General features: G+C 41.3%; 15 protein-coding genes. 12 read left to right on the forward strand and 3 right to left on the reverse strand.

Going from position 1 to position 13,295, the window contains the following annotated elements:
- Positions 1-25: 25 nt before the first annotated feature.
- Positions 26-172, reverse strand: a complete 147-nt coding sequence (locus BQ5796_RS07780) for a small acid-soluble spore protein P (protein ID WP_071459717.1) — start codon at positions 170-172, stop codon at positions 26-28.
- 116 nt (positions 173-288) lie between these two features.
- Here BQ5796_RS07780 and BQ5796_RS07785 point away from each other — a divergent pair, with 116 nt between their 5' ends.
- Positions 289-546 (forward strand): hypothetical protein, encoded by a 258-nt coding sequence (locus BQ5796_RS07785; RefSeq protein WP_071459718.1) that lies wholly within the window; start codon positions 289-291, stop codon positions 544-546.
- A 47-nt stretch (positions 547-593) separates the two neighbouring features.
- Here the strand turns inward: BQ5796_RS07785 and sspO are convergent, their stop codons facing one another.
- Positions 594-743: a small acid-soluble spore protein SspO gene (sspO, locus tag BQ5796_RS07790; protein WP_071459719.1), complete on the reverse strand. Its 150-nt coding sequence runs from the start codon at positions 741-743 to the stop codon at positions 594-596.
- Positions 744-1,076: 333 nt separating this feature from the next.
- Between sspO and acnA the strand changes: the two genes are divergently transcribed.
- Both acnA and BQ5796_RS07800 read left to right on the forward strand, forming a co-directional pair.
- A complete protein-coding gene (gene acnA / locus BQ5796_RS07795) occupies positions 1,077-3,785 on the forward strand; it encodes an aconitate hydratase AcnA (protein ID WP_071459720.1) in 2,709 nt (902 codons plus the stop codon).
- A gap of 159 nt (positions 3,786-3,944) precedes the next feature.
- Positions 3,945-4,472: a hypothetical protein gene (locus BQ5796_RS07800; RefSeq protein ID WP_071459721.1), complete on the forward strand. Its 528-nt coding sequence runs from the start codon at positions 3,945-3,947 to the stop codon at positions 4,470-4,472.
- A gap of 39 nt (positions 4,473-4,511) precedes the next feature.
- On the opposite strand, the gene BQ5796_RS07805 is transcribed toward BQ5796_RS07800, so the two are convergent.
- Positions 4,512-5,798, reverse strand: a complete 1,287-nt coding sequence (locus tag BQ5796_RS07805; RefSeq protein ID WP_083413077.1) for an NCS2 family permease — start codon at positions 5,796-5,798, stop codon at positions 4,512-4,514.
- Between the two features lie 133 nt (positions 5,799-5,931).
- Here BQ5796_RS07805 and BQ5796_RS07810 point away from each other — a divergent pair, with 133 nt between their 5' ends.
- The 9 genes from BQ5796_RS07810 (at position 5,932) to ltrA (ending at position 13,280) form a co-directional block, all read left to right on the forward strand.
- Entirely contained in the window at positions 5,932-6,828 is an 897-nt protein-coding gene (locus BQ5796_RS07810; RefSeq protein WP_071459723.1) for a LysR family transcriptional regulator, read from the forward strand.
- A gap of 1 nt (position 6,829) precedes the next feature.
- Positions 6,830-7,246 carry a hypothetical protein gene (locus tag BQ5796_RS07815; RefSeq protein ID WP_071459724.1) on the forward strand — a complete coding sequence of 139 codons (417 nt, stop codon included), beginning with the start codon at positions 6,830-6,832 and terminating at the stop codon, positions 7,244-7,246.
- Positions 7,247-7,284: 38 nt separating this feature from the next.
- Positions 7,285-7,767: a TlpA family protein disulfide reductase gene (locus BQ5796_RS07820; protein ID WP_071459725.1), complete on the forward strand. Its 483-nt coding sequence runs from the start codon at positions 7,285-7,287 to the stop codon at positions 7,765-7,767.
- A gap of 125 nt (positions 7,768-7,892) precedes the next feature.
- Positions 7,893-8,021, forward strand: coding sequence for an FbpB family small basic protein (locus BQ5796_RS07825; protein ID WP_071459726.1), 129 nt, complete (start codon positions 7,893-7,895; stop codon positions 8,019-8,021).
- Positions 8,022-8,087: 66 nt separating this feature from the next.
- Positions 8,088-8,231, forward strand: coding sequence for an acid-soluble spore protein N (locus BQ5796_RS07830; protein WP_071459727.1), 144 nt, complete (start codon positions 8,088-8,090; stop codon positions 8,229-8,231).
- A gap of 112 nt (positions 8,232-8,343) precedes the next feature.
- Positions 8,344-8,577, forward strand: a complete 234-nt coding sequence (gene tlp / locus BQ5796_RS07835; RefSeq protein ID WP_071459728.1) for a small acid-soluble spore protein Tlp — start codon at positions 8,344-8,346, stop codon at positions 8,575-8,577.
- A 96-nt stretch (positions 8,578-8,673) separates the two neighbouring features.
- Positions 8,674-10,977 carry an AAA family ATPase gene (locus BQ5796_RS07840; RefSeq protein WP_071459729.1) on the forward strand — a complete coding sequence of 768 codons (2,304 nt, stop codon included), beginning with the start codon at positions 8,674-8,676 and terminating at the stop codon, positions 10,975-10,977.
- A gap of 11 nt (positions 10,978-10,988) precedes the next feature.
- A complete protein-coding gene (locus BQ5796_RS07845; protein ID WP_071459730.1) occupies positions 10,989-11,420 on the forward strand; it encodes an acyl-CoA thioesterase in 432 nt (143 codons plus the stop codon).
- A gap of 597 nt (positions 11,421-12,017) precedes the next feature.
- A complete protein-coding gene (ltrA, locus tag BQ5796_RS07850) occupies positions 12,018-13,280 on the forward strand; it encodes a group II intron reverse transcriptase/maturase (protein ID WP_071459107.1) in 1,263 nt (420 codons plus the stop codon).
- The last annotated feature ends 15 nt before the right edge of the window (positions 13,281-13,295 follow it).

The raw sequence follows: 13,295 nt of genomic DNA on the forward strand, positions 1-13,295 counted from the left end.
ACCAGGGAACAGCTCCCTGGTTTTTTTACATATCGTGTCCGCCACCGTGTTTTTGACGAGTGTGGTTTCGGTTCTTTACTTTTTTCGATCCGCTTAAAGGTGCTGGCTGGCCTGTTTGATCGCCCTTTGGAGCATTTTTTCTCATATCTTTTCCATTGTTTTTATTGGTCATCTTTATCCCTCCTTGTTGTTAGGTTGTTTAGGGCTGGCAGGTTTTATACTGAATAAAAGATTCTTCAGGAGTACAATTTAACATTGTATTACGATCTACATCAGGAGGAACACAACATGCCATACAAGAAAAATAAACAGCAGGCTTTTCAAGCTGCACAACAAGGATATGAAGAAGTCCAAGACCTTTATTTTGAAATAGTCCATGATAGCGCCAGCTATGGCCACCAATTGAAACATGTGAAAAATGAAGTGAATGAAGCATACCAGCAGATTGAAAAAGCGCTTGAAGTTGCTTCGGAAATCCAGCGTAGACAACTGCTGCAATATATGGACGATTTGCAAAAAATCGTAGAAGAAGTCAACGAAAGTTAACAAAAGAAACCGAAGCGAGTTCGTCTCCTTCGGTTCCTTTTGTTCATTTACTGGTTCTTCTTTCTTTTTTTATTGTTTTGCTTTTGTAGTTCTGTTAAAGGTTCATTGGACATTTCTTCGTTATACCCCGTTCCCTTTCCTTGAGCCGCAGCTGCATTCATTCCCGGAATGATGTGGTTCGCCTTTCTCTTGGACAAAAAATTCACCTCCACATATGCTTATCTTTCCCTTTTTATCCTTATACATGTACATCTTTTTACTTTTGCACAATAGCATGAAAAAAGGTAATAGTGCGATTTAATCAAAAATGAAAATGCTAAATACACTGAAAAAGGCTTTTTTAAAGAAAGATGAGATAAAAGTATAAGTTTTTCTTATCAACAACAATAACATTCTTGATATTTACTTATATACTATAATAGAGTAAGATTTTAATTGTAAGGAGAGTTCGAATAGCAAGATATTATGTTCAAACTTTTCGACATTTGCATTTATTTGGTATATGATTATATCGATAAGGGGGTAGATTTATGTCAAATCATGACGTTTTTAACGCCCGCAGCAATTTTGAAATTGACGGAAAACGCTATCATTATTACCGTCTTGCTGCGCTAGAAGAAGCAGGTGCTGGCACTGTATCCAAGCTGCCTTACTCTATTAAAGTATTGCTTGAATCCGTGCTTCGCCAGTATGATGGCCGCGTCATTACAAAAGAGCATGTAGAAAATCTAGCAAAATGGGGAACAAGCGAAGTAAAAGAAATCGATGTACCTTTCAAACCATCCCGAGTTATTCTGCAGGACTTCACGGGAGTTCCGGCAGTAGTCGACCTTGCATCGTTGCGTAAGGCAATGGCGGACCTTGGGGGAGACCCAGACAAAATTAATCCAGAAAAGCCAGTGGACCTAGTAATTGACCATTCTGTCCAAGTGGATAAGTATGGAACTCCAGATGCACTTGATGTTAACATGGAGCTTGAATTTGAAAGAAATGCGGAGCGCTATCAGTTCCTTAGCTGGGCGCAAAAAGCATTTAATAATTATCGTGCTGTTCCTCCTGCAACGGGAATCGTACACCAAGTAAACCTTGAGTTCCTTGCAAACGTTGTCCATGCAGTAGAATCAGAAAATGGCGAATTTGAAGCCTTCCCAGATTCTTTAGTAGGAACAGACTCCCATACAACGATGATCAACGGAATCGGTGTACTTGGATGGGGTGTCGGAGGTATTGAAGCAGAGGCAGGGATGTTAGGACAGCCATCTTACTTCCCAGTACCTGAAGTTGTTGGTGTTAAGCTGACAGGTAATATGCCTAATGGCGCAACAGCGACAGATCTTGCATTGAAAGTAACACAAGTGCTTAGAAGCAAGGGCGTTGTTGGTAAATTTGTAGAATTCTTTGGCCCTGGTGTTGTTACCCTTCCACTTGCAGACCGTGCAACCGTTGCCAACATGGCACCAGAGTATGGAGCAACTTGTGGATTCTTCCCGGTTGATTCGGAAGCGCTAGACTATATGCGTCTAACTGGTCGCACTGAAGAACATATCAAGGTAGTGGAAGCGTATTGCAAAGCGAACGGACTGTTCTTCCATCCTGAAAACGATCCAGTATATACGGATGTTGTAGAAATCAACCTCTCTGAAATTGAGGCAAATCTTTCTGGGCCTAAGCGACCACAAGATTTGATCCCACTATCAGAAATGCAACAAAGCTTCCGTGAAGCCTTGACTGCTCCTGCCGGGAATCAGGGCTTTGGCTTTAACGCGAAAGAAATAAAAAAGGAAACTGTAATTGAGTTTAATAATGGCGATAAAACGGTCATGAAGACTGGCTCCATCGCCATTGCAGCTATCACCAGCTGCACCAATACTTCCAACCCTTATGTTCTTGTAGGAGCAGGGCTTGTTGCGAAAAAAGCGGTTGAGCTTGGAATGGAAGTCCCTAAATTTGTGAAGACATCCCTCGCACCGGGATCAAAGGTCGTTACAGGATATCTCCGCGATTCAGGATTGCTTCCATATCTTGAAACGATTGGTTTTAACCTGGTTGGCTATGGCTGTACAACTTGCATTGGAAATTCAGGACCGTTGCGCCCTGAAATTGAAAAGGCAATTGCAGATGCAGACCTTATGGTCACATCCGTCCTTTCCGGCAACAGAAACTTTGAAGGCCGGATCCATCCGCTTGTTAAAGCAAACTATCTTGCATCGCCTCCTCTTGTAGTGGCTTATGCCCTAGCAGGAACGGTTGATATTGACCTTCAGAACGACCCTATTGGTAAAGATAAAGATGGAAACGATGTATTCTTTAAGGATATTTGGCCATCCACTGCAGAGGTAAATGAAGTAGTACACAAGGTTGTTACACCAGAGCTGTTCCGTCGTGAGTATGAACATGTATTCAGTGATAATGAGCGTTGGAATGAAATCAAAACTAGTAATGAACCGCTATATACATGGGATGAAGAATCAACATACATTGCGAATCCTCCATTCTTTGAAGGGTTGTCACCAGAAGCTGGGGAGGTTGCTCCTCTAGAAAACCTCCGTATTGTCGGTAAATTCGGAGATTCCGTAACAACGGATCATATTTCGCCGGCAGGAGCTATTGGCAAAGATACACCAGCGGGACAATACCTTCGCTCAAAAGGCGTCGAGCCTCGTGATTTCAACTCTTACGGCTCACGTCGTGGAAACCATGAAGTTATGATGCGTGGTACATTTGCAAATATTCGCATCAAAAACCAAATTGCTCCAGGAACAGAAGGCGGATATACAACTTACTGGCCAACTGGCGAAGTCATGTCTATCTATGATGCTTGTATGAAGTATAAAGAGGAAGGCACTGGCTTGATGGTTCTTGCAGGAAAAGATTACGGAATGGGATCTTCCCGTGACTGGGCAGCCAAAGGAACCAATTTGCTTGGTATTAAAACAGTCCTTGCGGAAAGCTTTGAGCGTATTCATCGTTCAAACCTCGTACTGATGGGAGTATTACCGCTCCAATTCAAGGCAGGCGATTCAGCTGAAAGCCTTGGACTCACTGGCAAGGAATCATTTGCTGTAAAGATTGACGAAGAGGTAAGACCACGTGACCATGTTACCGTCACTGCAACATCAGAAGATGGTACTGTCAAAACATTTGATGTTCTTGTCCGCTTTGATTCTGAAGTGGAAATTGACTATTATCGCCATGGCGGTATCCTTCAAATGGTACTGCGCGAAAAACTGAAAAACTAACTAACTAACAGAACCCTGCGAGGATAATCGCAGGGTTTTTGTCATTTTTCTCTCATAGGTATAATATTCACTGAATTCTCATTATTTACTTTCTTAAACTATTGATAAAGAACAGAAATAGAGTATGGTTAAGATAGGGAACAGAAAAGGAGGAAGATTATGATGAATCTTTTTTCAATCGTTGCCAAAAAAGACTTTTTATCATTTGTAGCTGAAAACTCATTGCCCAAAATGGGCCATGCTCCAATTTTTCATATCCATATCCTCTCTCCAAATGAATCCTTTATGATTATGCCGATAAACACCTCGGATAGTGAAGCTGCAGTATCCCTTGCTTCCCAAATGATCAAGGAAGGAAACACCTTACTTCAAACCGCAAAGACAGTTAACATCCATTTCCAACTCGATGCAATTATCGGTGGTACAACAAAAAGGGAGCCAATCTCCTACCATATCGTGCAGAAAGATGGTAGTTTGCAGTCCTTTTATCCGGAGCAAGGAGAGAGCCTTTATTACGCTAGATATGAAGATGATGAATCCAATGCTATGATGATATTAAAGCAAAACCTGATGATGAAAGGAATGTCCAATATTCACCAAGCTCAATCAGCGCAGCTTAGCTTTCTCCAAGCCTATATTGGAGAAAAAGTACCCGCAGAAACAATGCTCGTCGAGAAACCTGCATAACAGAAACCCCATGTTATTAAACACGGGGTTTTTTCAATATTAAAGAGCATACTGCAGAACAAAGCTACTCAAAAACAGCAGTGCAATCATATACAGAGCAGGGGAAATTTCCCGGCCTTTTCCAAGCAGAACCTTTGTGACAGGATATAGGATAAACCCAATCGCCATTCCATCCGCAATGCTATAAGTCAATGGAATCAGGACAATAATCAATAATGCAGGAAAACTCTCTGAAAGGTCATCGAGCGGTATTGCAGTAATTCCCTGGAGCATCAATATCCCAATCAAGATAAGTACTGGAGATACGGCACTTGGAGGAACTAACTTAATGATTGGTATGAGTATTAAGGAGACTAGGAAAAGAACTCCGGTTGTGATACTTGTCAGTCCAGTACGGCCCCCCGCAGTAATTCCTGCAGCGCTCTCGACAGAAGCTACCGTTGGGCTTGTTCCCAATACACCGGAAAACATAGCAATAAGAGCGGTTGCTTCAAGTGCCTTTTTTGACGACTCCGGACGTCCTAATAATTTAGCATGTCCATGAACTAAGCCGATGTTTTCAAAGATTACGACCATTGCAAGGGAAAAGGCTGTAAGCCAAAATACAAAATCGCCTGTTTTAGCCCAAGAAAGCTGGCCAAACACTGAAAAATACTCACCAAAATCAGGCATTTCAAATAGAGGGCCGGTAGCCTTTCCGCCTGTAAACATTAGGGAAAGGGCGGTTGTTATGACGATGCTAAGGAGCAGGTTTCCCTTTACGTTTTTTATGAACAAAACAATTGTAATAATCAGTCCTGCAAATGTTATTATTGCTTCCGGGCTACTAAGATCTCCAATAGCTAAAAGGGTATGTTCTGAGCTGGTGATGATACTGCTATTATCAAACCCAATAAGGATCAAAAGGATACCAATACCAACTGATATAGCCTCTTTTAAAGAATCAGGAATAGCTTTAATAATGATTCTTGCCAAGGGAGTGAATGCAAGAATCGTAAAAATTGTTCCGGCTGCAAATACCATTGCTAGAGCTTCTTGCCAGGCAAAACCTCCAGATTGAACAATCGTATAGGTGAACATTGCATTTAATCCCATGCCAGGGATCAAGAGCATCGGTGTGTTACTCCAAAATCCAATCAAAAGACATCCAACAAATACTGACAAGATTGTGGCTATAATTCCGGCTTCTAGAGGAATGCCAGCAACAGAAAGAATGGTAGAGTTAACCACAATAATATATACAACGGTAATATAAGAGATCAGCCCTGCTGATAACTCTTTCCCTATTGTTGTATTATTTTCATTTATCTTAAAAAAATTCTCCAAGGGGTGATGCTCCTCTCTATAAGGAAAAAATAACAATTAGAACGAATGAAATGATCGTAGCATAGACAAATATCATTTGAAAAATATATAATTTAAATAGAAATTATATATTTTTCGAATGGTGGAAAATAAGATGGATATCAGAAATTTGCGTTATTTCATTGCAATTGCAGAAGAAAAAAACATCACCGCTGCTGCCAATCGCCTACATATTTCGCAGCCTCCTCTCAGCATGCAACTAAAACAGCTGGAAAGCGAGCTGGGCGTCAGGCTGGTTGAAAGGAGCGGGAAGAGATTAGAACTTACAGATAAAGGCCGATTGCTTTATCAGCATGCACTGCATCTTGTCAATTCCCTGGAGGAAGTGAAAAATGAACTCGCAGAAGTAGAAGAAGGAAGAAAAGGGGTGCTGTCAGTCGGAATAAATACTCTTTCCTTCCCAAATTTCTCGAAACTGCTTCATGACTTTCATCTTCAATATCCTCAAGTCACCTTCAAGATAGTTCAAAATGACTCCGCTTTCCTTTCTGAGCAGATTCGAAACCGAAGTATTGAATTAGCACTTATCAGGCTGCCCCTTGAACAAAAGGATCTCACATACCAACACCTTTATAGCGATCCCTTTGTTTTTGTTACAAAAGAAAAGAAGACAGGAACAATTTCATTAAAGGAAACAGCAGGATATCCCATTATCCTTCCAAGTACAGAAGGACTTGGCATTTATCATACGATCGCTGAATCTTTTTCACGGGAGCATTTGACTCCTGTCATTGTTGGGGAATGCTCTGATACAAAAGTATTAATTGAACTTGTATCTGAAGGAATCGGTTCCACATTTCTGCCTAAGTCCGTTTTATCGTCACACAGTCTTGAAGGTCTATTTACTGTGCCATTGGAGGAGCCAGCCATGAACTCCTCGATGGGTATCATCTGGCTGGAAAACCATTTTTTATCCTCTCCTGCTAGGCACTTTATTGATCTTGTTCAAGACAAGAAAAGCGGCGAAACTTACGAGAAAGGGTTCAAATAAAATGGAGATAATAATGATTGGACCTTTCATTATTAAACTAAATTGGATATTCAGCTTAGGGGCAATTTTTTCTGCGTATTATGTAGTTAAATTCAAACTTAGAGAAGAACCAGAGTTCTCCAGTAATTTTCTGGATGTTTGTACGAACGCAGTATTTATAGGAATAATTAGCTCAAAATTATCAAGTTTTCTTTTTGAGATTGAGCAGACCTTAACAGATCCTCTTTCGGTCCTGTTTCTTGCTGGGGGATGGAGAGAATGGTTTGTGGGTATTTTCCTTAGTTTTGCGTATCTGTTTTGGCAATACAAAGAAAAACAATGGCCCCTTGCTTTAACCATTCAGGGATTTGTTTACGGAACTTTCACTTTTGTTCCATCGTACTGGCTTTTTCGAACGCTTTATTTTTTGTTTGTTTAGGGTAAACTATTTTGAACCTAGTTCATTCGGAGGAAAAAATGATTAAAAAACGAATTGTTGTCCTAATATTTCTTCTGTCTTTTCCATTTGTTGCAGGGTTTCCAATAAACGGAGAGGCATACACTATACAAAAAGCACCAAGTTTCAACCTGAAAAATCTTGATGGCAATGAAATAAGCCTCACCGACTACAAAGGGGAAAAAATTTTCCTTAATTTTTGGGCTACATGGTGTCCGCCATGTCGGCAGGAATTGCCTGCTATAGAAAAGCTGTCAAAGGAGAAGAACATACAAGTATTGACAATAAACCTTGACCCAGAAAATAATATTCCAGCTTTTATGAACGCACACAAGCTTTCATTTCCTGTTCTCTTAGATTCATCCGAAAAAGCAAGAAAAGATTATTATATTGTTTCGATACCGACTACGTATCTAGTTGATGAAAAAGGATATCTGGTCAAGCGGCATATAGGTCCAATGAGTTATCAACAAATGCAAAACTTCATAGAAACCCGTGAATGACACTCTTTGAGTGTCATTTTCCATTTCTTTGTCACGAAAGGATTAAATTTTCAAAAAGTTGTAATAATTGCACCCGTTTCAGGGCATAATAACTGTTAATATGATATTAAAGGAAGGTGAGTTTCATGAGAAAACCGAGAAAGCGTTCTTTTGCGGAGTTGGTTCTTGAAAATAAACGGCAAATATTGAATGATCGTGCTGCTTTAGAAAAGCTCGAAGAAAAAATCGAAAAGCGTCTTGGCAAAGCAGAATAAAAGCCTGTTATTTACCATTCATGCGAACCTTCGTGCTGGCAACAATAACAGTGAAGGAGGGATAACATGGGTAATCCTAAAAAGGACAGCAAGCATTATGTTCCTAGCCATCTAGGTACACAACCCCGAGGATTCAGCGGTAATAAAGGAAAGCAAATGCAAGACACTTCCGGTAAGCATGCGCAAGTAATCCAAACAAAAGGGGAATAAATGTTTATCCTATCCCGCCATTTTGGCGGGATTTTTTCTCGCTGTTTTTCGCTTGCATATAACTATTTAAATTTCCTCATACTAATCCTGTACTTTTGAAGGAGGGAATATGATGGGATACACTAAGCCAAACCCTGATGACAGAAGCGATAATGTTGAAAAGCTGCAACAAATGATTCACAACACATTGGATAATATCGAGGAAGCAGAAGAAGCGATCGCTCATTCAAATCAGAAGGACCGCGCAAACATAGAAGCAAAAAATGAGCGCCGACGAGACAGTATTGAGAGTTTCCGTTCGGAAATCAAAGACGAAAACAATGCGAGAAATGGAGAAAACCTTTAAAGGAAAGGACCTGCCGATTAAAGGCGGGTCTTTTTTCGTTTTTGCGAATCTATGTTAAGATACCGATTATAAACTAAATTAAAGAAGGTATATTACATGGCATCAAAGCATCGAGACAGTACGGATATTCAAAATAAAATAAATAGTTGGAAAACAGAACTTAAGCAGTGTGGCACTATATCTGAGGAAGCAGATTTGCTCCTCTTGATTGGCGAGACAGATAGAGAAAAGCAGCCACAACTACTCTCTTCTCTCCTTTCACTCGCCGCTACCTCTAGGCTCAACAAGAGAGGAATCGATGCAGTAGCAGAGAATTGGATGCAATTAGCAACCGAACTAGGCAATGTAAGTATCGAAATTCAGGAAGCACTTGCTGAACAAAAGTGGAGAAGTAAAGCAGATATATTATCAAGCCTCCATTTTCCTCCATTAAGAGAAACGGATAATCGTGCGGCAAAGCAAAATACTGCAGAACACTTCATCAATATTTGCCGAACTTTTCTATCAAAAGGTAACCGCCATCTTCATGATTTGAAAGCATGCGGATCGGAATCTGAAAAGAATGTTCGTCTCATAAGCCTACTTGAGAAAATAATAAAGGAAACTTTCGTTCTTTTGAACGCATCCATTGAATACGAAGCATCCATTTCCGGTGTCTTCCATACTTCTGTTCATTACGAAGAAATGAAAAAAACCCTAAAAGAACTTGGAAAGCTTAAATCGGAATGGAAAAAAGAATTTGAAGCAGTAGAAATACCCCTCTTAGAAGAAACAGGACCATTAGAAGAATTGAACAAAATGATTGGGCTTGCAGCAGTGAAACAGAGGGTAAACGATCATTACAAGTATCTTTCTTATCAAAAGAAAAGAAAAGATCTTGGATACCGGACAAAAGAAGCATTAAATTTAAACATGGTCATAACAGGAAATCCAGGTACAGGGAAAACAACCATTGCTAGGTTGTTGGCTAAAATATATAAAGATTTAGGAGTGCTTTCCAGCTCCGAAGTCATTGAAACAGACCGTTCTCAGCTTGTCGGGGCCTTCGTTGGACAAACGGAGGAAAATGTAAGATGCACTGTGGAAAAAGCGCTTGGCGGTGTGCTTTTTATTGATGAGGCATACAGTCTGAAACGTGAGGGACAATCAGGTAACGATTACGGTCAAACGGCCATCGATACCCTTGTCTCCCTCATGACAAGCTATGAATATGGGGGTAAGTTCGCCGTCATTCTGGCAGGCTACACGGAAGAAATGAGGGCATTTCTTCATACAAACCCTGGGCTTCGCAGTCGTTTTCCAGCGTCATCACAAATTCATCTCCCTGATTATACAGAGGAAGAACTTGTAGCAATTGGTTTACAAATAGCAGAAGAAAACGATTATGTTTTAACATCAAAGGCACGGGAGGAATTAAAGAGAAGAATATCAAGAGAACAGGTGGATGAAACTTTCGGCAATGCGAGAACGGTAAAAAATATAATTAATGATGCCATTTTTAAGAAAGGCTCGAAGGCAGTCCAGTTCTCTACCATTCCCTCGCTATCTGTTCTCGATGCTCAAGATTTCACGTGTGCTTTACCGACCTCTGTAACGAGCCCGAAGAAAGAATTGGAAGCGCTGATAGGGCTTCATGGTGTGAAAGAAGAAGTGAACAACCTTATTGCATTTATACGCATTCAGAAATTCCGCAGGGATCAAGGCTTTCCCGAGGTTCCAATCCAGCTTCACTCTGTTTTCAGTGGTAACCCGGGAACAGGAAAAACCACTGTAGCAAGAATTTATGCTGAGCTGCTCAAAGAATACGGCATGCTTAAGCGTGGTCACATGGTTTCAGCATCAAGAGCGGATTTTGTTGCAGGATATGTTGGCCAGACTGCTGGGAAAACAAGAAAAAAGATAAGGGAAGCTCTAGGCGGTGTCCTTTTTATCGATGAAGCATACTCTCTTCTTGGAGAAAGCGGAGGGGATTATGGCAAGGAGGTAATTGAAACCCTTGTAGAGGAAATGACAAGGCATAATGAAAATCTTGTTGTTATTCTCGCAGGGTATCCTCATGAGATGGACGCTCTTCTTCATTCCAATCCAGGATTAAAATCTCGTTTCAAAAAATATTTTACATTTGAAGACTATACAGCGGAAGAACTGTTCAAAATTATCGAAACAAGAGCCTCCAAATACGGATACATTGTTTCAAGCGAAGCAAAAACGTTTTTACTACAAAACCTTGATAGAGAAAGGAATAACGGAAATGGTCGGTATGCTGTGAATATCTTGGATGAAGCAATTCAAAAGCAAGCATATAGATTGATCAAAGAAAAATGGAGTGAAAACCATGGGGATGATTCATCATTACTAACGGAGCAGGATTTTCATATTGCTTTTAAAAAATTAGGTTGAGGAGGATCGATATGATAATTTCCACAAAGGAAATAGAAGTAAGATATGCAGAGACAGATCAAATGGGAGTCGTATACCATGCTAATTATTTAGTATGGATGGAGCTTGGTCGTACTAGTTTAATTGAAAAGCTCGGCTTCAATTATGCTGAGATGGAAAAGGAAGGTGTTCTCTCACCGGTGATTGATATCCAAGTCAGCTATAAAAAGCCTGTTCGATATGGCGAAAAAGCAATTGTAAAAACTTGGGTATCCGAATATAACGGTATTAAAGTTGTGTACGGATATGAAATCGTCAACGAATCCGGTGAGGTATCTTTGACTGCTTCGTCTTCCCATGTATGTGTAAAAAAAGAAAATTTTCAACCTATTTCTATGAGAAAAGCCTATCCAGACTGGCATGATGCTTACAATAGGGCAAAAGCGCCTGTTGGGGACTGTTGACATTTGGAATTAAAAAACCGAGAGCAACTAAATTGCTCTCGGCATTTTTGTGTGCCCGGCATGGGTACAGGCTCTAAGGTGAAAGTCCTGAACAGTGAAGGCAGTAGTAGCTGTAGCTCAAGACAAGGGTATAAGGGGCGACCCTTATATCTGAAGGAAGTCGGCGGCAAACTTCCGCTCCGAGGAACACGAACCTCATATAAGGCTAGGTGGCATTGGGTGAGTCTGCAAAACAAAACAAAGCCCTTACTGCCGAAGGTGCCACAGAGTAAATGAGGCGGAGACGTGGAAGGAAAGTCTGTACTCTTACCCGGGGAGAACCTGTCGGAATGCCGTACTCATGCGGTAAGCCTATCCGTGAGGGTAGGTTGAACGGCAGGCGTCAGCAGAAGCCATAGTACTTGTCCGCTTAAGAGGATAAGGAAGGGCTGAACCAGTTATGGAAAATAGGGGCTAGGCGAATCTTGCCATTCAGTGAAACAGAAAACAGAGAAACCTGTCTATTGAAAGAAATGGTGAATCCATGGGGGTCAATAGGACAGGGTGGAGAATGGAAGAACACAAACAGAAACCCTATTTACGCAGGAGGTTATATCAATGTTAATGGAACGAATCCTGTCACGGGAAAATCTACTTCATGCGATTAAAAGAGTAGAAAAGAACAAGGGAAAGCATGGAGTGGACGGAATGCCCGTCACCGCTCTGCGCGCACATATCGTGGATAACTGGAGCGAACTGCGCAAATCCCTTGCCGAGGGAACCTATGTCCCTTCCCCCGTCCGTCGAGTCGAAATCCCGAAACCAGACGGCAAAGGGAAAAGGAAATTAGGAATCCCGACCGTGACGGACCGTTTCATTCAACAGGCAATAACCCAGGTGCTTACCAGAATGTACGACCCAGGCTTTTCTGAAAGTAGTTTTGGGTTCCGGCCGAACAGGCGGGCGCACCAGGCAGTCAAACTAGCGCAAAGCTACATGGAAGAAGGATATAGATGGGTGGTAGACATTGACCTCGAAAAGTTCTTCGATAAGGTTAACCACGACAGGTTAATGAGTAAATTAGCCGGGAGAATAGAGGATAAATCCTTACTCCGTTTGATTCGACGATTCCTAACCGCGGGTGTTATGGAAGGCGGACTTCTCAGTCCGAACCAGGAAGGCACTCCGCAAGGAGGACCATTAAGCCCCCTCCTGTCCAATATAGTCCTGGATGAATTGGATAAGGAATTAGAGCGCAGAGGACACAGGTTTGTCAGGTATGCGGATGATTGCAACATCTATGTGAAATCCAAAAGGGCTGGAGAAAGAGTAATGAGAGCAATGACTCATTTTATAGAGGGGAAGCTTAAGCTGAAGGTGAACAAGGAGAAAAGTGCCGTAGACCGACCGTGGAAGAGAAAATTTCTCGGCTTCAGTTTCACAAGCAACCTAAAACCGAAGGTGAGAATATCACCTCAAGCAATAAAACGGTTTAAGGATAAAGCTAGGAAATTGACTAGCAGGCGAAGTTCAATCTCTATGGAGACAAGGATTCATATCCTAAATGAATATCTAGTGGGGTGGGTCAACTATTACCACCTGGCTGATACCCGGTCAGTAATTGTTAGCCTGGAAGGCTGGCTAAATCGAAGAATGCGAATGATTAGGTGGAAGGAATGGAAACTTCCTCGAACCAAAGTCAGGAAACTCATCGAACTGGGTGTACCAAGAGGAAAAGCTTACGAATGGGGAAATACGAGGAAAGCCTATTGGAGAATATCCAAGAGCCCAATTCTTCATAAAACCCTAGGGAAAGCCTACTGGCTTTCCCTAGGGTTAAAAAGTATTTCTGCAAGATATGACATACAGCGTCAGACATAACTGGAACCGCCGTAT

The organism is Bacillus massilinigeriensis (assembly GCF_900111815.1).
Taxonomy (GTDB): Bacteria; Bacillota; Bacilli; order Bacillales; family Cytobacillaceae; genus Mesobacillus_C; species Mesobacillus_C mediterraneensis.